Genomic DNA, 23868 nt, shown 5'->3' on the forward strand with positions numbered 1-23868 from the left:
TCACCCTTTCCTTATGCTATCAATTTAAATCTTTTAGACTGACTTACAATTAATGTAAATACCATCATGATAAGCGTACAACTTCCTACAATTATTAATCCATTTTGATAAGTTAAGTGCAGAGATTCATAAATATAATTTTTATAACCCGAAATTATTTGTCCTACTTGTACATAGGAGGTTGGATAGCGTTGGATATCTGTAAAGGCTCCCATCCCTCGATTAGAATAAAGCCACTCAGCTGCTATTACGATAAGGCTAACAAATAAATTAATAAATTCAGCCTTTACAATTAGACTTAGTAACAAAATGATAGCTATAAAGAATAGTATCCAAACACTAATGAACAAAGCATTTTTCAAAATGAATGTACCCATCGACATATTCGTAAAGGTTTTTTCTATGTAAGAATAAATAGGCACCGGGAGTGAAAAATCACCAAAGCCGTTTTGTAATCCGATAATGACAAAACCTACACATAGAGGAATGAAAGACATAACACTTCCTATAAAAGCAATAAGTCCTTTCATACATAGCCTCTTCCAATCAGCAATTGGAAATCCTTTTAATAAACTTGGATTACGACGATCTTTCAATACAATATCTACAGATAAAAAGATACAGCTTATAAATAATACAATTGGTAAATAGTTATTTAATAACCGTTGCAACGTTTGTAGAGCTGTTCTTTCTTCAAATAACTCCAATGAAAACTCCGGATTCCCTTCCGCATATCCTGTAAACCTACTACCTGTATAGCCGTAACCATAATGTCCATCAGCATGACCAAAGTCATTGCCATAGGTGTAATAGAGAGGGTTATAGAATAATTGACCACTATTTACGATTATTGCATCAGAGTACTTATACCATTCTGCTGTTGCTTCCACATATTTTAAATAATCCTTATTAGCAATTGCCTCAATCCTTGCTTTATCTAATTCATTCCATTGAGGGAATATTGCAAGTGCATAACCCACAGCCGGATGTACATTTGTTTTATTTCCTACGCTTTTGATAAAATCATCTCTCGTTGTGAAACGTGCTTCCATTTCAGCTACATCTACTTTTTCAATAGGTTCATAGATTGGCGCTACTTTAAACGCGAAATACAATGCTAAAAAAAGTAAAATCACATATACAGCTATGTTTTTCTTATTCGTAAAAAATTGTCTAAACTCCCATTTAAAATAAGCCCACATGTCATCCACCCCCTATATTTTCTGAAGCTTGCCTGTCGATAAAAACCATTTAATAATGGCCATCAGTAATACAATGCTAATACACAAATATATTAACCCTGCATAGCTATTTAACGTGACCGGAGCAGCTAAATTCAGGGAGTCTCCATTTAAAACACTTGGAAAGTTAACATAGTTAAATGGGTTAAAAGGTATAAGCTTAATTAGCCCTGGGAACAAAATAGGAATTACGACAAAGATAATCTGTACAAATATTGTTAAATAAACATTTTTTAAAATTACATTTAAAATCACTGATAATAAAATTGCAAAAACTGCCAAACAAATCATATAAACAATGGAAATTGCTATGTATTTGTAAATCGGATAAATCGTTACTTCCCCATTAAAAACGGCTACAGGATAAGAAGCCTGTCCCAATCCATTAAAATAGATTAGCGGCAAACTACATACAATGAGCTCTATTATAAAAATAAAAACAATGCCTATCGAAGTCATACATTTCGCTAATACATATTGACTAAAAGCAATAGGATAGCCTTTAATAAGAGAGATATGTCGGAAATCATCGATCATAATGTTAGAAGAATAGATACAGATTAGAATAAACCAAAAGGATCCTACTACACTAAATAAAAACGCTAAAAATGGATAAAAGCTTAGTGAGCCAAATGACAAATCTAAATTATGTTCCTTTAAATATTTGTAATAGGAAGAATCCATTTCATTCTCTATTTTTGATGGCAAATTTCCAGCTATAAGCTCATAATCATCCATTTCAAATGCTTGTTTTCGTAATTCTGTTAGTACTATTGCTGTCTCTATAAATAATGCTGGTTGTTCTGTCTTTAATGCCATTCTTTGTTTTGGATAAGTGTAATATTGTTTAACGATATTTTTGTATATATCACTACCATCACCGTATTCACTAGCATCTACAATTTGAAATTTATTTAAAGCTACCTTGACTGGTAGTGATTCACTTGACTTTTCTTTAATTGGATTGCCTAACTCTGTTGCATTTGCAAAAACAACCATTCCAATAATACAAAGCGCTACAATTAGACAGGCAAAAATGTTTTTCCTATCCGTTTTTTCTATAATAAATAGCGTTTTTAAAATGTTTCTCATAAGATTCCACTCCTCCAGCAAAAACATGATGAAAATTATTTTCCCATTATTCATTTATATCGTGAATATTTAGTCTATTTAAATTACATATCGCTTTTTAATTGAATAGAAATTCTTTTTACTTCCATTTATAATCTTTATATACTCATTCCACAAATACCCTGAAAATCCCTTCTTTAGAATAAAAAGTATGCAAAATCAATATAAATTTCGCATACTTTTCAACAGAGAAAATACTTAGGCAATAATCATTAATTTACATACTTCTTATTGGGTAGGTGCGACCAATTTTAAGCTTATTTATGATATGATAATATGATTGTGTCTTGGCTCTAGGAGGTCTCATTTTGAAATTAAATAAAGGTATTTTATTTATATTATTAGGTGCATCATTTTTTGGCTTCACACCGATATTTGCTAAAATGGGATTTAGCTACGGCTACTCACTTGGCCAAATTAATATCGTTCAAATGACGATTTCCTTTATATTATTATGGTCTTTTACGCTATTGAAGCGCTCTAGTTTCAAAGGACTTAATAAGAATAAAGTTCTTCAAATAATGATTACCGGTTGTTTTATCGGGTTAACAAGTATTTTTTATTATGGTTCGATGCAATATCTGCCGGCTTCATTGGCCATCATTTTAATATTCCAATTCGTTTGGATTGGGATTATTTTAGAATGGATTTTCAGTAAAATAAAACCTGCTCCTATTACAATATTATCCATTATTTTAATCCTAGTAGGGGTATTTTTTGCTTCAAATGTTTTAAATGGAGACATACAAGGTCTTCCTTTAAAAGGTTTCATTTTTGGGATTTTATCCGCATTCACTTATGCCGGATTTATCTTTTTCAGTGGAAAGGTCGCTGTCGATGTGGATCCATGGACTCGGAGCTCTTTGATGGTAACAGGATCAACCATTTTAGTGTTTGTCCTATTCATGCATGATATCCCATCTGTACTTCCTTTGGAGAAAAACCTGTTAACTACAGCCGTCGGAGTTTCGTTATTTGGAGCAGTCCTACCACCATTATTTTTCGCGGTTGGTGCACCTTTAGTTTCGGGAGGAATCGCAAATATATTAACATCCATTGAATTACCTATCGCAATCCTATCAGCTAGCATCATTTTGTCAGAAACGGTAACGCCGCTTCAGTGGTTAGGAACAGCTATTATTCTCGTAGCTATCGTATTTAATGAACTCGGTACTAACCTTTTCCGAATTAGAAAGCATTATTAAGGTTCAAAACGAGCGTTTGCATAATTCAAGGGTGAAATCAATGGCGTTCCGAACATAAAAAATCATAATAAAAAGTGGGGAACCCGTTCGCGATTTCCCCACTTTTTTGATGTTATTTCATCTGTTATTAATAATTTTATTTTCTAAAGAAACCCCGTCGGCAATTTATATTGTACGTCCCTACGTTAAATCGTCGATGCTGAGGAAGCAGCTGCTTGGTCAGCCTTCACACAATCAATTGCGACAACGAACGCAATAATGATGGCCTCCATCTCTTCATTCAATATTTGAACCTTATAACTATCGCCCCAAGTGAACCACTCCTTGCTCACTTTACCTATGACTACACCATGTTGTAAGACCTGAAAATCCATATCCCACCAGTTACCATGTACCTCAATGTCTGCTGCATCAATCGTATAGCGTGCTTTAAAGAAAGAAAACTCCTTCTTAATCGTTAACACCTCTCGACCATTCACCTCAACAAAAAACTTCGGTAAAAAGCTGAACACCTTTTTCGTAATAAGCGCGACTTCATCTCTTGTTGTATTCATAATGGAGAAAGTCTTTGGAATTTGCATAAAACTGCCCTCCACGTAATAAACATCCTTCTCCTGCTGATCCTTTACCGTAAATTTTCCACTTAGACTGAATACCTTCTGCTTTATATAAAGTTGCTTCATACTACGCCTCCTTCGATATAGCATATTATTTAAGCGCTATTTCATCATAGATATTAATATTGATGATAGTAAGTAATAGAAGTGTATTTTTTGTATTTTGTTTAATAAAAAATATATTCATTATATATATTCAACCTATTATATCGAAATACCTTCTTAGCAAAAAAGTATGCAAATAAAGAATTTTGCATACCTTGCTAATCTATTCAACACATAAAAAACGCCTTTATTTATTATACGGTTCTTCGTAAATCTAAATTAATATGGCTTGGTGATGGGAATATGCTCTAATAACTCCTCCGAGGTTTGCCTCATTTAAGTAGAACCTTTAGCCTTTATTTTTTTCTAATAGCTTCTCCATTTTATAATCAGCTTGTAGCAATACTTGTTTTATTTGTTTAATCTGATTTTCTTTTTGTACCATCTGCTCATATTTATTTTGGAATATTACTTTTATTCGAAGAAGATTTTGGACTTCTTCTTTTGTTAGTTTTTTATTTTGATCGGTATTTTGCGACCACTCAAAAAGCATTTTGATTTCTTGAAGTGAAAATCCAGTTTGTTTTAGTTTAAGTATTGTTTCAATTATATCGATGTCTTGCTTCTTATACTCACGGTGCTTGTTTTTAATTTCTGGATGCAATAAATCCATTTTTTCATAATAACGGATAGTATCTTTACTAAGACCTGTGCATACTGCAAATTCGCCGATTTTCATGTTTATCTCCTACTATTTTATAAATTTATAAACCAATAAGACAATTATACAATGGAAAGTGAAACGGATGATATGATGGCTATAAGTAAGGCGTCTATTTGTTAGCATCCCTTCTGCAACTGCTAATATATGAAACAGGACAAATGCAATTATTAGCAATATAAACATCCAGTCTTTGTTTGGTATAAATAATATTACGAGAATGCTGATTGATACGATGATAAATAAAAATGTTTGTACTCGAAACCCAACTTCTTTCCATTGCTTCATGCCTGCCATTCCTGTTAATACCGCATATAACCCGATCAATATATATATAATAATAACCATTACATCACTCCATTCTTTTATTACATTCACTTTAAAAGATGGAGCTAACTCCATGTCAACAAATAAAAAACAGCCTACTTTAATTCATAGACTGTTTCAAATTGGACATAAAAACGGCACTTACTTATGAAAAGGCTCACCGTAACGATTTAAGGTTAGCAAATAAATTTTAGTAGCATAATTATTACAATCTTTATGTACATCTATATAGCTAATTCAATAAGTAAAAACAATCTTATCATTAAATGGCAAAAAAAATCACCCTATGCTATGACAGCAATAGGGTGATTGACCGCTCTTCAACAATCTAAAATAATTAAGTTTTGTACTAATAGTAATCAGTATATAAACAATAAATAGCTTTAAGCGAAACCCAGCCCTCTTTTTGATGAAGGCTGGGTTAATTATAGAAGCTAAAATAAGAATTACTAGTTACTCAACTTTCACACCGTTGATTCCGTCGGCCACCCTCTGCTTGGCTCCGTCGATGTCGTCGACGACATTTTCCACCAAGCTGAGGTCCTCCCCTGCATCAATCCTGATGCCGTTGGCGGCCTGTCGAATAACGTTGGACTCTATCTTGATACCTGAGGGGATTCCTATGCCCCGTCCGTCAGCACCCCGGTCCTTACTGAGCCGGATTGCCCAGAACCCGTCAGTCCCTCCAGTGATATGGTTACCGCGCAACTCTGTGCCCGGCGCATTGCGGACCTCGATACCGACCTTCGAATCCTCCGCGGCAGTGATCCTGTTGTCCTCGATGAGGGTGTCAGGAGTTCCCAGGATGACGAGGACTCCCTGACGGTTTCCAATCAGGTCGTTGGAGTGCACCCAGTTTCCATGTCCTGATGCGTCGTGCTTGTTCTTGGACCCGCCGGAATTGCCCAGCGCGATGCCCGCCCGCTGTCCGCCGATGACTGTGTTCTCCCTAACCTCGTTCAGGTATTCACCCTCGCCGTGCAGGTCAATTGCGTCGAGGTGGCTTCCGACGATGATGTTGTCCGCCACGAGATTGTTGTGCGTGGGGAACTGCAGCAGAATGGCGTGCCGCAGATGCCTACCATCGAAGGTATTGCCAATGACGACGTTGTGCCGGGAATCGTTGGCGGCATCCGGGTCGCGTTGGTCCGCTGAGCCCTCAATAGCGATGCCGTAGCCCTGTCCGCCGGGACCGACAGCAGTTGCCTCACTGATGTAGTTTCCAGAGAGAGTAACTTCACGGCTGGCCTTGACGGAGATGGCGTGGCGCTCGAACCTGCGGATACCTAGGTTCTCCACCAGGACCTGGGAGCTTGCCTGCCCTTCGTGGGCTCCAAGGTAGATCCCGTACATCGGGCCGCCACTCGCATCGCCATTGTCGGGGTCGTCGCCGAGTGAACCCTCATGATGGGAGGTGATAGTGAAATCAGCGACGATGACGTCGTGGACACCTGAGCCGCGGATCACCCGGCTGTCATCCTCGCCGTCGAGGGAGGTTAGCAGCACGGTGCTCTCCTGGCCCTCGCCTCGCAGGTCCACGCCGCTGCGCAACACGATGTTGGCTGACTTGTCAGCCGGATCAGTGGAGCGCAAGTCATACGTGCCTGCCGGCATCAAGATCTCGTCACCTGGCTCGGCCGCTTCCAGGGCCTCCCGGATGGCTGCTGCATCGTCGTATGAGTCCGGAACCGGATCTGCCCCGAAGTCAGTGATGTCAAGGGTCTTGCCGGTGGCTGGACCCGGAGTTGGCACCTCGATCGGTTCGCCGGACCGGTCTACCAAGCCGGGGAACCCCCAGTCGCCATGCTCGAGCGGTACTGGTTCCACGGCGCCCTCTTTCTTAACCGGACCTTCGGATTCCTCTACAGCATCCTCGCTCTCGACAGACTCCTCGGATTTATCGACGATGCATGCGGTCAAGAGAAGCACAAGGCTTAGGGCCATCCACCACAAATGCGACGAACCTTGCCGGCTGTTCCGAACAAATTCCTTCATCAGACTTCTCACATCCTTCCTTGTCTCTTTTCGTCCCTTTCGTCGCCCATGGAGGCGTTGAAAAAAGCAATGAGCCCGCTGGCCTCGGCTTGATTAGCCGAGCCCGCGGGCTCACTATATTCGGATGCCTGACTCCCCTACCGAGTCGCCGAGGTCATCCCATGCGCGCAGGGACTTACTTACGTGAGTTCCCTTTGCCCTTGCCTTTGTTATCGTCCTTGCTTTGTTTGAAGTTCATTGGAACATCTTTTTCTAACGGAGTATCTGCAGAAGAACCACCGACATGTACGCGGTATTTTCCATCTGCAGTTGCCCACTCCCCGTCAGCCCAGTTTGCAAGATTATCCGGTTCTTCCGGAACGAAATAAGAGAACGGGTGGTTAGAGTCTGCATGGTTAATACGTACAGTCACACGCTCGCTCTCACCAGGCTCAAGGTCAACCTTCTCGAAGTTGACAAGACGTTTTGTAGGTTGTCCTGCCTCATCCGGAAGTGTTAGGTAGACCTGTGCCGCTTCTTTACCGGCAACGTCACCAGTGTTCGTGATTGTGAAGGATACGTCAATACCTTTCACCGAGCCTTTATCTTGGACCTTCTTCACTTTAAGTTTGTCATATTCGAAAGTCGTGTACGATAGGCCGTATCCGAATGGGAAGACTGGCTTCACGTTGTTTGCTTCGTACCAGCGGTAACCCATCTCAAGACCTTCAGTGTATTGAGCGATTAGCTGATCGGACTTACCATCACCGTAAGGGCCTGGGCCACCTACTTTACCTGTATCTTGTCGAGTTCCAGGGTACTGTTCTTCAGTCGCGAATGCTGCTTCACGCTCAGTAGCGCCAAACGTCATTGGCAGCTTACCGGATGGATTAACCTTACCGTAGAGTAGGTTAGCGACGGCATTGCCATCCTCCATACCAGGGTACCACGCTTGAAGAACTGCAGGTACCTTATCCAACCATGGCATAATTGACGTACCAGAAGTTTTCAGTACCATAACAGTATTCTCTGGATTAGCTTCCATAACTGCGTCAATCACTGGCTCCTGTTCAGCCAAGCCCGATTTGAGGTTCAAGGCTGGGAATCCGAGGGTTTCACGGTCCACTGTCTCATGCGGGTTGTCGCCGACCATGAGAAGCACGACATCAGACTCTGCCGCTAACTTGGCAGCAGCTTTCGGGTCACTGCCATTGTTGTACGTCACTTTCGTGTCGTAGCCCAATTCCTTAATAACATTCTCTAAGCCTTCTTGTGGTGTGACCGTATATGGAGTCACTACATAATCATTATCGTCACGAACAGAACGTGGGGACATCTTTGCCGCTCCAGCGAACGTTTCAATGCCGATCAACGCGATTGACTTTGGCTCGCCGTCCAGTGGCAAGAAGCCGTTGTCGTTCTTCAATAGCACGGAGCCTTCCTCTGCCATCTTACGTGCGCTAGCGCCGTTAGCCATCGGATCGACGATTTCCGGCATAAATTTGTCGTAAGGCTCGTCCATGTGGCCGAACTCGATCATCTTGATGTAACGTGGACGAAGTAGATTATCGATGTCGTCCTCAGTTACTGCTCCTGAGTCAAGAGCTTCTTGGATCTTCTCTTGTGTGTAATACTGTGGTGTCCAGTCAAGCTCGACATTCAAGCCCGCCTTGATAGCTTTAACCGTGTCGTGGATCGCACGACGGTCACTCATAACATAACCGTCAAAGCCCCAGTTTTTCCGAAGAGCATCTTGTAGAAGTTCAGAACTGTCACATGCATAAGTACCGTTAACATCCGGGAATGAACACATCACAGAAGCTGGGTCAGCATCTCTGACGTTCATCTCGAATGGCAACATGTACAATTCGTTCATAGCTTGTGAAGGAACTTGGACACCCATCGTCCAACGCTCAGTTTCCTGTTCGTTTCCAGCCATATGTTTAAGTTGTACCTGGACTCCTTGATCCTGGATACCCTTTGTTTGCTCGATTGCAAGGATACCTGTCAAATAAGGGTCCTCACTGAAGTACTCATAGTTCCGGCCACCGTAAGGGTGACGAATGAGGTTCATACCAGGTCCGAGGAACACGTGATGCGCGAAAGCTCGTGTCTCCTCACCAAGGATTCGGCCTGCCTCATAGTTTAGCTCGCGGTCGAATGTCGCAGCCAAACCTGGGGTAGACGGAAGACCAGTCGCTTGTGGGTCATTGTGACACGATCCACCCTTAACACCCGTTCCACCGTTGGTCATACGTACTGTTGGGATACCTAGTTCCTCAATCCCTTTGATTTGCCGACCTGTGTCTTGAAACTCACACCCAGGAAGGGTACCTTGTGGCGCGAATTCGCCGTTCATATACTTACTAGTTCCGCCTCTTTTGATGACAACCGGCTCACCTTTGTCATTCTCATTGAAGCGCGAGATAGCAATTTGCTGGATCTTCTGTTCCAGCGTCATCTCATCGAGAAGCAACTCGGTGCGTTCTTCTGCAGACAGCTTAGTGTTCATCCAGGGTTTTGCCCCTTCCGTTCCAACAGCCATCGTATTAGCAGGAATTACTAATGTAGACAGAAACATTATTGCTGTCATTAAAATTAAATTAATGCGTTTTTTCAACTGAATCTCTCTCCCTTATGTATTCTTAAAATTATATTAGTATAGCGAATTGCTATCTCTAAGTGTCTTAGTATAGAGAAAAATTATTACGCCCGTATGAATAAAAAATTACAAAACAGTAACAAAAAGCATTAAAAAAGTAATGCTCCTAAAGTCTCCTATGTTTTCAAACACTTATAAATCAGCGTTTTCACCAAATGCAAAATCAAATTTATTCCAAATAAATTAAAATAAGATGGCAGAACTTCCATATATTAATAAAGTTATTATTATAATAATATTTAGGAATTAAAGGTGACATATAATGAAGGAAATCTGTTTGATCCTTATTTCATGTACGTAAGGTAAAAGGCTGTTGCTCAATATCAAAGAGAAGAACTTACTGAAACGTAAAAATAATGGGAATGACTCAGAGGGCTATAGAAGGAAAATTTAATGGTGATCGAGTACTGGGGTATCAAAGTCAAAATAAAGAGCTAATAATATGGTTACTAACAACTCCCCAATTATACTTTGAGGATTATATTTTAAAGAAAACCGCTAACTATTTGTGGTAAAGTTCACCGTAATGTGCCTAAATTACGTATTACATATAGGGCAAATACTTTTTGTTCCCATATTTACCGTTCGCAATGATGAATAAAAAAACTCTGTAGATTTTTCTACAGAGCTTTCGAAAAAGGAGACTCAAATATTATTCACCATTTCTTATAAAATTCTACTCTACTTCAATCTTAATCTCTTCTCCATTAGAATGGTAAAACTTTATTTTAGAGAGATCAACACCATTCGGAATCGTCCATGTTTTCACACCTTCAGCGCCTCTAATTTCTTTAATTTTGTTCGTTTGAAGGCGGACTTCTTGAACCTCTTCTCCACTGAAGTCAATTACAGCATTATGTTCAGCTGGACTGAAAGTAACAGTTTTATCTTTTAATCCTGTTCCTTTTAATGTAAAGGATGTTTTTACAAAAATTTCTTCAATATCGACTGTCGTTTCATCAACATTTACGAATGAATACGGTTTGTCAATTATTACTTTTTTCGACTTAGAGTTCTTTAGATTATAAGTTTTATTGTCTTCATATTTTATAATCCCAAATGTATCAATCACAAATGGCTCACCATTATTAATGTTTTGATCGATTTCATATGTTATACCTGTCAACTTGTTTCCGTCTACGTTAAATTCAACAAAGTTTTGCACTTGACTTCTAACAGGACGAGAATCATCATTCGGATCTGCTCCGTATTTAGCAGCACTATGCTCATCCGCGATTTCAAATAAATCATAGTATGATGGATCAATTTCTTTGTTTTTGTAGTACACTTTTGGACCAGCAGTCGATGGAATTACGTAAATTGTTCCATCCGGGTTGACTGAATACTCCACATCAATTCCATTAAAATTTTCTGTTACTTTATCTGCTTCTACAGCATTACCATTTTGAATCGGCTTCGTACGGGCATAGATATGATCATGTCCTTGTAATACTAAATCCACACCCAGCTCATATAACATTGGTGGAATTTTTTCTCGAACACCATTTTCCTCCACAATATCATCGTCTGTTGCATGGTTTGACGTTGTATATGGACCTTTATGAATATTTGCAATGATCCAGTCAATGTTTTCATTTTCCTGTGCAGCTTTTACATCTGCTTGTAACCATTCAATTTGTTCTGGTGAAAAGTTTTGGAATTCCTCTGAATCTTCATTTGTATTTAAGATAATAAAATGAGTATTTTCATAGTCATATGAATAATATGCACCAGTTTCTGTTGAAGAACCTTCTGGAGTCTTCACATTAAAATGTTCAATGAAGGAGTTCTCATCTTCATCATGATTACCTGCTGAGGAAGCAAATGTTGTATTCATCAATGTTTCTTTTGAATGGTCAAGTACCCATCCCCATTGCTCTTCTTTTGAACCTGTGTCTACTATATCACCATTTCCAAGAATAAATTCTGAATCCTCTACGGTTTCACTTGCTTTTGCAAATGTTTCTGAAGAGAGAATTGCTTCTTCTTCTGTCTTAGCTTGTGTATCAGTAAGGTTAATAAATGTAAATTCATCATCACCCTCTGCAGTTACAAACGAACCTACATCACTCCAAAGATTTAAAGAAGCATCACCGACTCTGTACTTATATTCTGTACCTGGTTTTAAATCTGTAGCTTCTGCCTTATGAATCACAAATTCAGGAGCATTGGTCGATCTTTGATAATCTCCAGTAAACATCATTGCATTTTCAAAGTTTGGCTCTTCAGAAGCTTTCTCAATTACTTGCAAGTCACTACCGGCTGAGGCTTGAGATGTATACCAAGTAAATCCTTTTGAAGTCTGCGTATCTCCATAGAACGAAGCTACTACTCTAGAAACTTCACCAACTGGAACATTTGAGTTTGGTATTGGCGTAGTTGTCCAATCGATAATTTCCGGTACTTCTGTTACTGCTTTGATTGACATTTCAAACCAAAGATCTGAACTGTCTCCCCCATCCTGGTGAGCTTCCGCTGAGATAATATTTGTTCCTTCTTTCAGCGCATCTGTCGGGAGATAGAATGTTTCTTCTTTAGCTTTATATTTCCCTGGTGTCTGATAATTAACTTCTACGTTTTCTTCGATTCCTTTTCTAAATGCTTCTTCTCCATTAATGTAAACTACTGCTGCATCATCAACATGAATGTAAACTTCCAGTCCTTCGTATCCTTCTAGCGATGAAGCATCTACTTCTGTTTTAAAGTAAGTAGTCATATGTTTGTTATTTTCATCATCACCGAAATCTACTTCTGTACCTAACGGAATATTAGGGTTGGTTTCCGAAACAGCATCACCATAACCTAATGGTGCTTCACCTGTTTTCCAGCTTGAAAAATCATAATCATTATTAAGCCATTCTTTACCAAGGTCTGTTCCTTGATCTAAATAGCTCCATTTTGCGTCGTATGGCAATATAACGCTTTCTTCTGGTGAAGACTCTCCGGCCTCTAAAGCACTTACATAGGTACTAAAACTAGTTAAAACCAATGCTAATACTAGGAATAACGAAAGCAGCCGTTGTAATGATTTGTTTCTTTCCAATACTGAACTCACGTTAACAACACTCCATTCTTTTTTTAAAATCTTATGTAGGGTCTTAGATGTTACTATATTAGTTTATTAATATTGTTTTAATTACGTATCAAAAATTTGTAAATGATTATTAAAAGTTTGTAAAAAATTGATAGCATTTTCTAGCGTTATACACATTAAGTACTAAATTTACTATTTAAAACTAATAAAGCCCAGAACAAAAAGGATTGAACTTTGTACAAGACAGAGTTCAATCCTAATTAGATAATTAGCATATGTCTAACCTTTTTGGGAAGATCATTGTAAAGAACTTTAAATCCTCATTTATGATAAGGTTCACCGAAACGTTACTAATAACAAAGCACAACATGTAGTTTATTTGTGCATATAAAAAGACCACTGGAAAAGTGGTCTTTTTTAAAAAAATCCTCAGTAAACGTCAGCTATCTTTGGAAAACCAAGATTATCCAAGTATTTATTTAATGAGTCTTGATTGTCTGTAAATTCATCAACTTGCTTTATTTTTTTTCTTTTAATAATAAATCCTTGTTTTTTTAATTGCTTAGCCAATTTTCTAATATCTTTTTCTTCTAGTTCATTAAGTAACTCTTTTATTGCAAGAAGTTTAGCTTCCATACTGATATGCATTTCGGTATAACTTATTATAACCTCTGGTAGGTCAGTGATTGGTGCTATCAATACTTTTATTGCTCTTTTCTTATCTTCATTTTTCATACTATTGAATAAGTGAACATGTAAACGAGTAATATCAAAAGGAAAAATTATTGTTAAAATAATTGCTTTTCTAACTTTCAATCCTAAGTCTAGCATCCGAAGAAAAATACCAATTGGAATAACAAGCACTATAAATATTATCAAAAATATTAAGAAACTCATTTACTTCCCTCCACTTCGACTTTATTATTGAGATTAGAAAGCAATTCCTCTTTAAATTGATTTTTCCTACTCTCAAGAGAACCTTTTGCTTTTAACTCCTTATAGTTCTCTTCTAAAAAATCTTCAAGACTTTTTATCATTTTATAATAGTACTTCTCCCGTTTATTAAACGTAAAGATGTAATCGAAAAATGTAATGGCTATTATAGTGTATGATAAGGTCTTCAGAATTGCTAATATCGGAATTGCATTAAACAAAAGTAGTTCACTTATATATAAGGATTCACTTAGTTGTAATTCAACTTTACCCATAAACCCCAAAAATGAAACAGCCACAAATGTACTACTTATACCTAGTCCTACCCATCTGAACGTATTTGTATAACCACTATATGTGTCCATTCCAAACAAATATTCCAAAAATATTGGTGCAAATAATAATAATAGTGTATTGAAGAATAATTCATTATTAATACTTTCAGTCTCATACAATGTATCAAGTCCAAAAATAACAAGTAACATGATTAAAATTACTCTTAAACCAAGATATTTTTGTCGTTTAGAGTGATTATCTAATACTTTATCTACGCTTATCATAAGTATCCACTTCCTTATTCTATGAACATATAATTATTCACTACCAAAAAATAAAATTCATTTTATAGTAACAATTTTATTTTTTCAATATTGAATAATTTTTATTTTTATTCAATCGATTCTAAGAGAAGTGTCTTTAAAACAAATTCTTCTATTAAACATCTACCAAATTATTAGGTAAAAAATATCTAATATTTCCTATTTATATCACTTGATTAAATAAGACAAACGCTCCTCTAGTTACCAAATAAATCAATATTTATATATATTGTACCATTACAGAGTTTGTGTTGCACTCTTTTCTTATCGTTCAAATTCATACTAAGGGTTTAGCTATAGATGTGTTACCACCATTAAAAGTATTGAATGTATACACTTACCTGTAAAGCTCCCCCCATAAAAAAAACACCCACCGCCAATTGTGAGTGTCATGATATCTCTATTTCATTTTTTCTTTTAATCGAACGATACAAAGTTGCTTTAGAAACACCTGTCATTTCTTCAATTTCTTTTACAGTGTACTGTTCAGTATCATATAATTTCATTGCCTTTTCTACGAGTTTATTATCTTTTTTCGGTCTACCACCTATTCGACCTCTTGCTCTTGCACTCTCTAAACCTGCTCTGGTTCGTTCTGAGATTAAATCCCGCTCCATCTCAGCAAGAACAGCCAACATTTTAAACATAGCCTTACCGACTGCTGTAGTAGTGTCTATGTTGTCTCTAATACTAACTAATTCAATTCCTCTCTCTTGCAGTTCTTCTGACCATTCAATTAGTTTTTTTGTGGAACGACCTAGACGGTCTAGCTTGTAAACACACAAGACATCACCTTCTCTAGCATATTTAAGTAACTCCTGTAACTGCGGTCTATCGTCTCTCATACCACTTATTTTCTCTTTATATAGCTTTTCACATCCTAATTTCTCTAATGCATCTACTTGTAAATCTAAAGATTGGTCAAGAGTGCTTACCCTAGCATATCCAATTTTCATATATACTTTATCCCCCATATTCCTTTTCTTTAATTGTATCAAAAAGGTAGTTTCGAGTAAATAAAGATGCATTGTTTTTGAAACGGTTTTTGATACTATTTTTATAAGTTTTTATTCAATATTATTTCCACAAAAGATATGTATCATAAACATTCGTTTTTGATACATTTTTTCAGCACGATGTAAAAATTCTACATTATTAGTAACCAGTTAATAAAAGCTCTACTAAATGATTCTGTTGATATTTTGGCAAACAAAAAAAGGACTCATTACAGTCCTGTTTTTTTGCTTATTAAACTAAAGCACCCGTTAGTTTAAGTACAATATTTCACAAGCTCATTTGAATTCCAGAATTTATTAATATTGAATTCCTCATTATTTAAGTTGCTTTTTTTCATAGTTAATATGTTTGATATTGATAATATGTGCGATTTCTCTAGTTTCATCTCTTCCAAATTGACCATTCTCCTTTATAGAAAACTCATCTCCCTCTTTTGTGCGGAAATAATACGTACCAAAAGAACCTACCTCATATTCATATACAACATCAGAAATTTCCTCCCAATAATATTTAGAGGAAACAGTAATGTCTTGAATTACAATATACTCCTTATGAATAAGCGTGTAGCTTATAGTGGATGCATACATAAGAACTAAAAACGTCAGACAAAATAACCCAGAAAGAATATAAGTAATCATATTCCTTTTGATAATAAGCGTTAGCACACCGATTATCAATGTTATAAAGGCAATAGCTACTATATAAAAATTCTTTCCTGAAGAAATAAGTACAATTTCTCCCCTTTCAAAATGAAAGGTTTCAACACTAAATAAAGGGAAAATGAGAACAAAGAGAGGTGCTATAATTATGATTAGTATTAAGATAATAAATAATATAGCTCTAGGTGATTTTTGATTTAACACACGATTTCTCCTTCCATATTAAGTATTAACTTATACATTTCTGTTTAGTGATTTTATTCCAGTCTCTTATATACAGTTAAAATGTAAAAAAAGTTTCAAGATTCAGATTATTATTTACAAACAATTATATATGTCCTAGTATTACCCCTTTTTAATGTAACGGTTATTAGTAGTCCTTTTAAACTAACCTGCACCGTTAGTTTAATAAGAAAATCAACAACAATCATTAACACAGGCTAAAGAAGATACGAATGATTGTTAAAAACAAACAGATGTTTTTCATGTTCTGCTCCATTCGTATCGTAAAATTCTTTAACCAATTAATTTATTCGAATACATCGTACTTACACTGTAACAACTAATTTGCTCTCTGCTCTATGAGTCAACCAACTAAATATACTTTCCTTATTAGCTTGATAGAGCAATTCAAAAGGAATTCGCTCTTCTTTTACTATTTGTTTCAATTCACTCTGAATCTTCCTACCATATCTGCTCCATCTATCTTTATAATCTCTTTTCAAATGAAGACCTTTTTTTAAATTAATTAAACGATTAACATTCCATTGAGTTGTTTCGATATTCCAAACATCTTCTATTACTTGGTACTTTGACAACTCATTCATAATGAACTCGTCATCTATGTTATGAATCGAAGGAGCACATGAAATTTTAGGTCTAAAACGGAATTCAAATCTCGTTTGATATAAATGTTCAATATCTTTTTTTCTTGCTTGTTCTTTTTTGTTTCTATCATAGACAGCTAACTTGGACTTACTGTAATTAGAACCAATATAATAGCCACTCCATTCATTCCTACTATAAACCTTGGTATTTCCATGTGGTTTCAAAAAAACATGACTACTGTAATCTAATTTAGAGTCAAAAGCTATATCCATCCGTTTTACTTTCCAATCAAATGCAAATAGTGTCTCTCTAATGCTCTCTGGCATATTGATTAATGTTTCATTTTGAAGAATCAACATCACTTTATAATACTTGTGCGAATACATATTTCTCGGATTTAGATTTAATACGAAAAATGGTTTTTTACTTGTTACGGAACTATAAAAGTAATCATTCCCTCTATTAAATGCAAAATAATGCTTAAGGTATTGCTTATCTTCAATAGATAATATTGCAACTAAAATTAGTGTATCTACATTTACTTCAATATCGTATACTCTCTCAATACTTACCACCCTCTACAAATCTTATCTAGCTTAATTTAAATATTTTATTAACCTTCAACCACCACTTTTTGTAAACTCTCTTAGTATTAATATATAGGTATCAAACTAGAATTACGCTGTAGTTCAATTATAGGAAATTCTACTTTGGTATGAATCTGGGCAGGTAATTCTCTTATTATCGTTCCTGCCTCATCATATTCATTTAATACAACATCAGAAACCACATCATAGGTTTGAACCCTTTCTATTCTTTTACTTCGTTTGCTTTTCTTGTCTCCTTCTGACTGTATAACATAACGATTAAGATATTTTACTCCACTGTTACAGTATCTACTTATTGTTTCTCTACTACATCCTAGCGCCTCTCCTACACTTGCCATTGAAGGATACTCTCTAAAGCTTCTCTTTTCAAAGTCATATACAGTTACTCCAATAGCATTATCTTTCTGAATATGTTCGTAGAAAGGTAAAAAATCAATGTTATCTATGCAGTAATTGCCGTTTGAGTCTATTCTATCAATTGTCGGTCTTAGCATTTTATCTTTATCTGATTGTAAGTATTTTTCTGTTTGCTCTAACCATTTTCTCCAATGCTCTGGTTTTTCCTTTTTAGTGTAACTAACTAATTCTTTCCCTAAAGGAAGTTCATATTTTATCCCTTTCTTTATATAATCTACTCGTTTCTCTGTTCTTGATTTTGCCTTGTACCCACTTATAATCAATAATTTACTACCTTCATTTGTTACTTCTTCTAGTCTTGCTAATGCTTTTAGTTCCATACTTCCTCATCCTCTTCTCTCTCTAGTATAAATTCGATTGGAGTTTCTCCACCCCAATAATTTGTCAGTGTATCTGTGTCAATATCTCGTCTAGATAACAATTCAAGTAATATATCAGCCATGCTTTCCACCAAAGCTAATCTTCTTTCTTCAACAATTTCGTTCATTTTTAAACCTCCTAACTCCACTCGGGTAGTATACAAATTAAATTAGTAGCATAAATAACTCGTTAGGTAGTATATTAAAACAAATAAATAGCGTTGTCAACTATAAAACTTGATTTAATGCTACCACCTGTGCTACTATAATTCTATCAACTAATAGGAGGAACTTTATGAACGGCATTGAATTCGGCAAGGAACTAAAGAAAATAAGAGGACAAGTAGGCTACCCTTCTAAACCCCTATCAAAAAAAATAGGTAAGGCTATAACCTATGTATCACAATTAGAAAGAGGACTAATTAAGAACCCAGATTTCGATGCTTGCGTAAAATTATTAAAGGAACTTTCATTTCCTATAAATAAGATTGAGGATTTTTTATATTCTTTTGGAATTATTTCAGAACAACGTAAAGAACAAGAGATACAACAAAATATTATTAACTTTGAGCTTAATGAAAGAGTTAAAGAAGAAGGTAATGAAGACTTTATTAGATATAATTATCCTTGGCTTTTTAATGATGAAAATGCCATTAATAGTATGCAAAAGAAAATCGAGTATCTAGAAACTATTTTCAATTCTATGGTAGAAAATGATTTCTCTCGAGCAGAAACTGTACTAACTAACATTACTGATTTAACAAAAAGTAAAACATCATTTGATTTTTTCTGTTCTTTATTTCAATATAATTTTTTCTCTATCACTCCCGAACAAAGAAAAGAGTTAATAAAAATTATCAAATCAGTAAATCTAGACAAAAACAGTATTTTTGATTATGAAGGAGAGTGAAAATATAGATGAAAGTAGTTCTATATGTACGTGTATCCACAGAAGAACAGGCAGAGGAAGGTTTCTCAATAGATGGTCAAATTAAGAATCTCACTGACCATTGTGATAAGAACGACTATGAAATTGTAGAAATCTATAAAGATGAAGGAATAAGTGGAAAATCTACTAACAGATTAGGATTACAATCTTTATTATCCGATTGTACTAATGGTAGTTTTCAAAAAGTACTGGTTTGGAAAATCTCACGAATTGCACGTAAACAATTGGACTTTTTAAGTATTATCGAGACTTTCAAACAAAATAATATTAACTTTTTTAGTCTTAGTGAAGCTATAGATGATTCGACCCCTACTGGAACAGCTATGCTTCAAATGATGGGAACATTTGCGGAACTAGAACGAAATCAAATTGTTGAAAATGTAAAAATGGGAATGAATCAACGTGCTAGAGAAGGTAAATGGAATGGTGGGGCTTTGTTAGGCTATAAATCCAAAGATAAGAAGTTAATAGTAGATGAAAATGAAGCTATCATTGTTAGACGTATTTTTAACTTATATACATCTGGTAAAGGTTACAAAGCTATTGCGCATCAACTTAATCGAGAAAACTATAAAACTAAAAGAAAAAAAGAGTTTTCTATTACATCAGTACGAACTATACTTTTGAATCCAACTTACGCAGGATTTATACGCTTTGGTCAAGTTAATGATTGGTCTAGTAAACGTAGGAGTGCTACAAACCAAAAACCTATTATTGTTATGGGGGAGCATGAGCCAATAATTTCATTAGAAACTTGGCAAGCTACACAATCACTAATTGAAAAGAAATCTCATAAACCAGCTAAAACTTTTACTGGTCATTTTCCACTAACCACTTTACTTAGATGCCCTTCATGTGGTCAAGGCATGATTGGACACCATTCAAAGAAATCTAAAAAAAGTGATGAATACCTACGTTACTATCAATGTGGAAACTTCCACTATAAAGGCTCTGCTGTTTGCAAATCAAACCTAATACCAGCGGACTATGCTGAACAGTATGTATTCAAACAAATTGAAATGATAACTTCTGATAAATCATATTTATTAGATATCACCAATAAGATAAATAACAAAGTAGTCAATTTAAAAATGCCTTTAAAAGAGCAATTACAGTATATAGAACGTAAAATAAAAAATGTTCAAACAAACATTGATAAATATCTAAACCTTTTTGAAGGAGACAAAATAGATAGCTCTATCCTTAAAAATAAAATTGCAACTTATGAAGAAGAATTATCTGAATTAGAATCTAAGAAATTTGAAATAAGTTATCAGCTTCAACAACCAATAGTAAAAGAAATATCGTTTGATAGGATATATCATGCTTTAATTAGCTTTTCAAAAGTCTTAACAACCGTAGAGCCAGAAAAACTTAAACATTTCTTGCATAACGTCATTAAAGAAATCACTGTTAATAAAGGCTCTTGCCCTAAAGAAAGAAGTATCAAAGACATTGTTCTGTTCTTTGATACTTCTATAAAAAACCCAAACCATGTGATTACTTATGGTACGGTTCTCCCTTAATTATCCTAAAAGCTCTATAAATCTGCTCCACGAGCACGAGCTTCATTAATTGGTGCGGTAACGTCATCTTACCAAACGAAAGTTTTTCATCTGCTCTTTTCAATACTTCCTCATGTAGACCGAGAGAACCTCCAATGACAAAGGCAATTTTACTTTTTCCATAGGTCATTAATGATTCCAGATCACTTGCAAGCTGCTCGGAGGATTTCATTTTGCCGTCGATAGCTAACGCAATGACGTATGTATCTGCTCCGATTTTTGCTAAAATACGTTCTCCTTCTTTTTTCTTCACGATTTCCATGTCGGCATCGCTTAGGTTTTCGGGGGCTTTTTCATCGGCAACTTCGATTAATTCTATTCTTGCGTAACTGCCTAGTCTTTTTGTGTATTCTTCTATTCCTAATTTCAGATATTTTTCTTTTAATTTTCCTACCGAGATAATTTGTATATTCACAGGTTATCCACCTTTACATTTCATTTACAAACAAGTTATGCACATTACTTATACACATATCCACAATAGTTATCTACATCTTGTGCTCTATTTTTCATCAGATACAATATATATTGATGCGACATTACAGTATGTGCATTTTGTGGATAACTTCTCTTCATCCGTTAATCGTTCTAACATCGGAAAGGTTTTTTGTTCGGCAACAAACATATCTAAAGCTTGATTTATATGGGTTTCGCAACTGAATATTCTCAATTTTTCGCTTCCTTTCATTATCTTATTTTTCTTCAGGGTTATACACAAATCGTTCTTTCTTATCCACAGCCTATTTTAACAAACAAAAAGCGAGTAGGAAAGACAAGCTTTTCTCTTCCTACTCGCTGTGTAAATCTATTATTTACATTTGTAAGTTATCCACATGTTTATAATGCATCTGTTTCTACTAATTTCAGTGTAAGCTCCACAACTTTTCCTTGTCGATATACTTTAACGTTTAAGTCTTCTCCAATTTCTTTTTCATTGTATAAATGTTTTCGTAGATCAATCGTGTCTTCTACTTTCTTTCCATCCATTTCAACAATTACATCATATGTTTGCATTCCAGCTTTCGCTGCTGGGGAATTTGGAACGACTTCATCAACTACTACCCCTGTAGTCACTTCAGCTGGCAATTTCAATGTTTCTTTTTGATGAAATGAAGGGACATTTGTTAAATCTAGAAGAGTTATACCCATAGAAGGACGATTCACTTTTCCATTTCGCTCTAGATCTTCAACAATTGGAATTGCCGTGTTAACAGGAATTGCAAGTCCAATCCCTTCTACAGTCGATTCAGAAATTTTCATGGAGTTTATGCCAACAAGCTGACCTGCTAAGTTGATCAAAGCTCCTCCACTGTTACCAGGGTTGATCGCAGCATCTGTCTGTAAAACCTCTGCTTGCCAATCCACTACTTGGTCTCCATTTAAATCAACTGGGATTGCACGATCTTTACCAGACACAACACCGGTCGTTACCGAACCATAAAAATCTAATCCTAGTGGGTTACCAATCGCTATTACTGTTTCGCCTTGCTTTAATGCATCGGAATCCCCAAATTCCATAACTGAATCTATTCCAGCGCCATCAATTTCAAGAACAGCTAGATCACTCCAAATGTCGCTACCAACAAGTTTAGCCTCCACTTTCGTTCCATTCACTAATGTTACTTCTAATGATTTAGCACCTTCTACTACGTGGTGATTTGTTATAACGAATGCTTTCCCATCGGCTTTTTTATAAATAACACCAGAACCTGTTCCAGCCTCTTGGTTAGATTGAGAATTACTCCAAAAATCAGTAACAGACTGAATGTTAGTGATTCCGACTACTGCTCCTGAAGCCTTTTCAACAGCTCCTGTTACATCTGTTGTCACATCAACAGATAGCCGCTTTTTTTCCTGTATATTATTTGATTTCGTTTCATTTTCTGATGGTAGATTTGTTACAACGGAAGGGATTAAAAACCAAACGAGCAACGCACCTACCAACACTCCAGCTAATGCACTAAAAAAATATCCAGCTGGACCTCTTTTCTTTTCTTTTTTTGGCTCTTCCGGTTTCTCCGGTTCATACGGATTGTATTCGTCCATTTACATCTTCCTTTCCTCTTACCTATATGCTCATATTAGTAATTTACCCAATTCACATTAAAAATAGATGAAAATTTATTAAAAGTTTAATAAAATGTATATGAAAAAAGTTCCAAAAGCATAAAATTGCTTTTGGAACTTATACAACGACTAACTCAGTTGGCTTATTAGCATCCGTATCATGTAAATGTACGTATTCACCCGCAATAATTCCACAGGATTCAAGAGTTTGTGTCACACTCATACGAGCAAGGTCTTTCATATTGTTATCTTTACTTAAATGGGATAAATAAATATTCGTATTTTTAATATCCACTACTTCACTCATTGCGACAGCAGCATCTTCATTGGAGACATGTCCAACGTCGCTTAAAATTCTTCGCTTAACCGACCAAGGGTAGCGTCCCATCTGTAGCATGCTTACATCGTGGTTGCTTTCAAAAACAAAGGAATCTGCTCCTTTGATATGTCCCTTCATCCGATCACTTACATAGCCAGTATCCGTTATCAATACAAGCTTTCGATTGTTTTCATGGAAGACGTAAAACATCGGATCTGCTGCATCATGTGAGACAGCAAAAGACTGAATATCTACCGTTCCAAATGTTTTAACTGTTTCCATGTCAAATTGAAATCGTTGATCTACGGGAACATTTCCTATCAGAGAATCCATCGCAGACCATGTTTTTTCATTTGCATAGATAGGTAAACCGTATTTTCTTGCAATAACACCTAATCCTTTAATATGATCACTGTGCTCATGTGTAACAAAAATACCAGAAAGTTTTTTTATATCCCGATCGATTTCATTAAATAGTTGCTCTATTTTCTTCCCACTTAAACCTACGTCTACTAAAAAGCAATGCTCCTCATTTTCCACATAAACTGCATTTCCACTACTACCACTTGCCAATACACTAAATCTCATCGG

At 36.0% G+C, this 23868-nt stretch carries 22 protein-coding genes; 3 read left to right on the forward strand and 19 right to left on the reverse strand.

What is annotated here, in order from left to right; genetic code table 11:
- Nucleotides 1-11: 11 nt before the first annotated feature.
- The gene (locus WAX74_RS15380) at nucleotides 12-1202 is read right to left on the reverse strand and encodes an ABC transporter permease (protein ID WP_336498554.1); all 1191 of its coding nucleotides are present in this window, start codon (nucleotides 1200-1202) and stop codon (nucleotides 12-14) included.
- A 12-nt stretch (nucleotides 1203-1214) separates the two neighbouring features.
- Nucleotides 1215-2333, reverse strand: coding sequence for a hypothetical protein (locus tag WAX74_RS15385; protein ID WP_336498555.1), 1119 nt, complete (start codon nucleotides 2331-2333; stop codon nucleotides 1215-1217).
- Nucleotides 2334-2680: 347 nt separating this feature from the next.
- Here WAX74_RS15385 and WAX74_RS15390 point away from each other — a divergent pair, with 347 nt between their 5' ends.
- Nucleotides 2681-3577 (forward strand): EamA family transporter, encoded by an 897-nt coding sequence (locus WAX74_RS15390; protein WP_336498556.1) that lies wholly within the window; start codon nucleotides 2681-2683, stop codon nucleotides 3575-3577.
- Nucleotides 3578-3762: 185 nt separating this feature from the next.
- Here the strand turns inward: WAX74_RS15390 and WAX74_RS15395 are convergent, their stop codons facing one another.
- The 13 genes from WAX74_RS15395 to WAX74_RS15455 form a co-directional block, all read right to left on the reverse strand.
- On the reverse strand, nucleotides 3763-4260 hold the full coding sequence (locus WAX74_RS15395; protein ID WP_336498557.1) for an LURP-one-related/scramblase family protein: 498 nt from the start codon (nucleotides 4258-4260) through the stop codon (nucleotides 3763-3765).
- Nucleotides 4261-4588: 328 nt separating this feature from the next.
- Nucleotides 4589-4978: a helix-turn-helix domain-containing protein gene (locus WAX74_RS15400; protein WP_336498558.1), complete on the reverse strand. Its 390-nt coding sequence runs from the start codon at nucleotides 4976-4978 to the stop codon at nucleotides 4589-4591.
- A 12-nt stretch (nucleotides 4979-4990) separates the two neighbouring features.
- The gene (locus WAX74_RS15405; protein WP_336498559.1) at nucleotides 4991-5362 is read right to left on the reverse strand and encodes a hypothetical protein; all 372 of its coding nucleotides are present in this window, start codon (nucleotides 5360-5362) and stop codon (nucleotides 4991-4993) included.
- A 378-nt stretch (nucleotides 5363-5740) separates the two neighbouring features.
- Nucleotides 5741-7231: a right-handed parallel beta-helix repeat-containing protein gene (locus WAX74_RS15410; protein WP_336498613.1), complete on the reverse strand. Its 1491-nt coding sequence runs from the start codon at nucleotides 7229-7231 to the stop codon at nucleotides 5741-5743.
- Between the two features lie 226 nt (nucleotides 7232-7457).
- Nucleotides 7458-9881 carry a beta-glucosidase family protein gene (locus tag WAX74_RS15415; protein ID WP_336498560.1) on the reverse strand — a complete coding sequence of 808 codons (2424 nt, stop codon included), beginning with the start codon at nucleotides 9879-9881 and terminating at the stop codon, nucleotides 7458-7460.
- A 718-nt stretch (nucleotides 9882-10599) separates the two neighbouring features.
- On the reverse strand, nucleotides 10600-12978 hold the full coding sequence (locus tag WAX74_RS15420; protein WP_336498561.1) for a purple acid phosphatase family protein: 2379 nt from the start codon (nucleotides 12976-12978) through the stop codon (nucleotides 10600-10602).
- Nucleotides 12979-13386: 408 nt separating this feature from the next.
- The gene (locus WAX74_RS15425; RefSeq protein ID WP_336498562.1) at nucleotides 13387-13854 is read right to left on the reverse strand and encodes a hypothetical protein; all 468 of its coding nucleotides are present in this window, start codon (nucleotides 13852-13854) and stop codon (nucleotides 13387-13389) included.
- A complete protein-coding gene (locus tag WAX74_RS15430; RefSeq protein ID WP_336498563.1) occupies nucleotides 13851-14450 on the reverse strand; it encodes a hypothetical protein in 600 nt (199 codons plus the stop codon). Before WAX74_RS15430 ends, WAX74_RS15425 begins: the two co-directional genes overlap by 4 nt.
- Before the next feature lie 428 nt (nucleotides 14451-14878).
- Nucleotides 14879-15445 carry a recombinase family protein gene (locus WAX74_RS15435; RefSeq protein WP_336498564.1) on the reverse strand — a complete coding sequence of 189 codons (567 nt, stop codon included), beginning with the start codon at nucleotides 15443-15445 and terminating at the stop codon, nucleotides 14879-14881.
- 375 nt (nucleotides 15446-15820) lie between these two features.
- A complete protein-coding gene (locus WAX74_RS15440) occupies nucleotides 15821-16369 on the reverse strand; it encodes a hypothetical protein (protein ID WP_336498565.1) in 549 nt (182 codons plus the stop codon).
- A 344-nt stretch (nucleotides 16370-16713) separates the two neighbouring features.
- Entirely contained in the window at nucleotides 16714-17568 is an 855-nt protein-coding gene (locus WAX74_RS15445) for a hypothetical protein (RefSeq protein WP_336498566.1), read from the reverse strand.
- Nucleotides 17569-17645: 77 nt separating this feature from the next.
- Complete coding sequence (locus WAX74_RS15450) at nucleotides 17646-18338, reverse strand: NUMOD1 domain-containing DNA-binding protein (protein WP_336498567.1); 693 nt, start codon at nucleotides 18336-18338, stop codon at nucleotides 17646-17648.
- Nucleotides 18329-18505: a hypothetical protein gene (locus WAX74_RS15455; RefSeq protein ID WP_336498568.1), complete on the reverse strand. Its 177-nt coding sequence runs from the start codon at nucleotides 18503-18505 to the stop codon at nucleotides 18329-18331. Before WAX74_RS15455 ends, WAX74_RS15450 begins: the two co-directional genes overlap by 10 nt.
- Nucleotides 18506-18672: 167 nt before the next feature.
- Between WAX74_RS15455 and WAX74_RS15460 the strand changes: the two genes are divergently transcribed.
- Both WAX74_RS15460 and WAX74_RS15465 read left to right on the forward strand, forming a co-directional pair.
- Nucleotides 18673-19287: a helix-turn-helix domain-containing protein gene (locus WAX74_RS15460; RefSeq protein WP_336498569.1), complete on the forward strand. Its 615-nt coding sequence runs from the start codon at nucleotides 18673-18675 to the stop codon at nucleotides 19285-19287.
- 8 nt (nucleotides 19288-19295) lie between these two features.
- Nucleotides 19296-20852: a recombinase family protein gene (locus WAX74_RS15465; protein WP_336498570.1), complete on the forward strand. Its 1557-nt coding sequence runs from the start codon at nucleotides 19296-19298 to the stop codon at nucleotides 20850-20852.
- On the opposite strand, the gene rlmH is transcribed toward WAX74_RS15465, so the two are convergent.
- From rlmH to WAX74_RS15485, 4 genes are all read right to left on the reverse strand, one after another.
- Nucleotides 20827-21306 (reverse strand): 23S rRNA (pseudouridine(1915)-N(3))-methyltransferase RlmH, encoded by a 480-nt coding sequence (gene rlmH, locus WAX74_RS15470; protein WP_336498571.1) that lies wholly within the window; start codon nucleotides 21304-21306, stop codon nucleotides 20827-20829. The two genes, WAX74_RS15465 and rlmH, sit on opposite strands and share 26 nt — an antisense overlap.
- Nucleotides 21307-21393: 87 nt before the next feature.
- Entirely contained in the window at nucleotides 21394-21579 is a 186-nt protein-coding gene (locus WAX74_RS15475) for a CxxH/CxxC protein (protein ID WP_336498572.1), read from the reverse strand.
- A gap of 149 nt (nucleotides 21580-21728) precedes the next feature.
- On the reverse strand, nucleotides 21729-22937 hold the full coding sequence (locus tag WAX74_RS15480; RefSeq protein WP_336498573.1) for a S1C family serine protease: 1209 nt from the start codon (nucleotides 22935-22937) through the stop codon (nucleotides 21729-21731).
- Between the two features lie 139 nt (nucleotides 22938-23076).
- On the reverse strand, nucleotides 23077-23865 hold the full coding sequence (locus WAX74_RS15485; protein ID WP_336498574.1) for an MBL fold metallo-hydrolase: 789 nt from the start codon (nucleotides 23863-23865) through the stop codon (nucleotides 23077-23079).
- Nucleotides 23866-23868: the final 3 nt, after the last annotated feature.

It is taken from the genome of Psychrobacillus mangrovi (genome assembly GCF_037104765.1).
Classification (GTDB): domain Bacteria; phylum Bacillota; class Bacilli; order Bacillales_A; family Planococcaceae; genus Psychrobacillus; species Psychrobacillus mangrovi.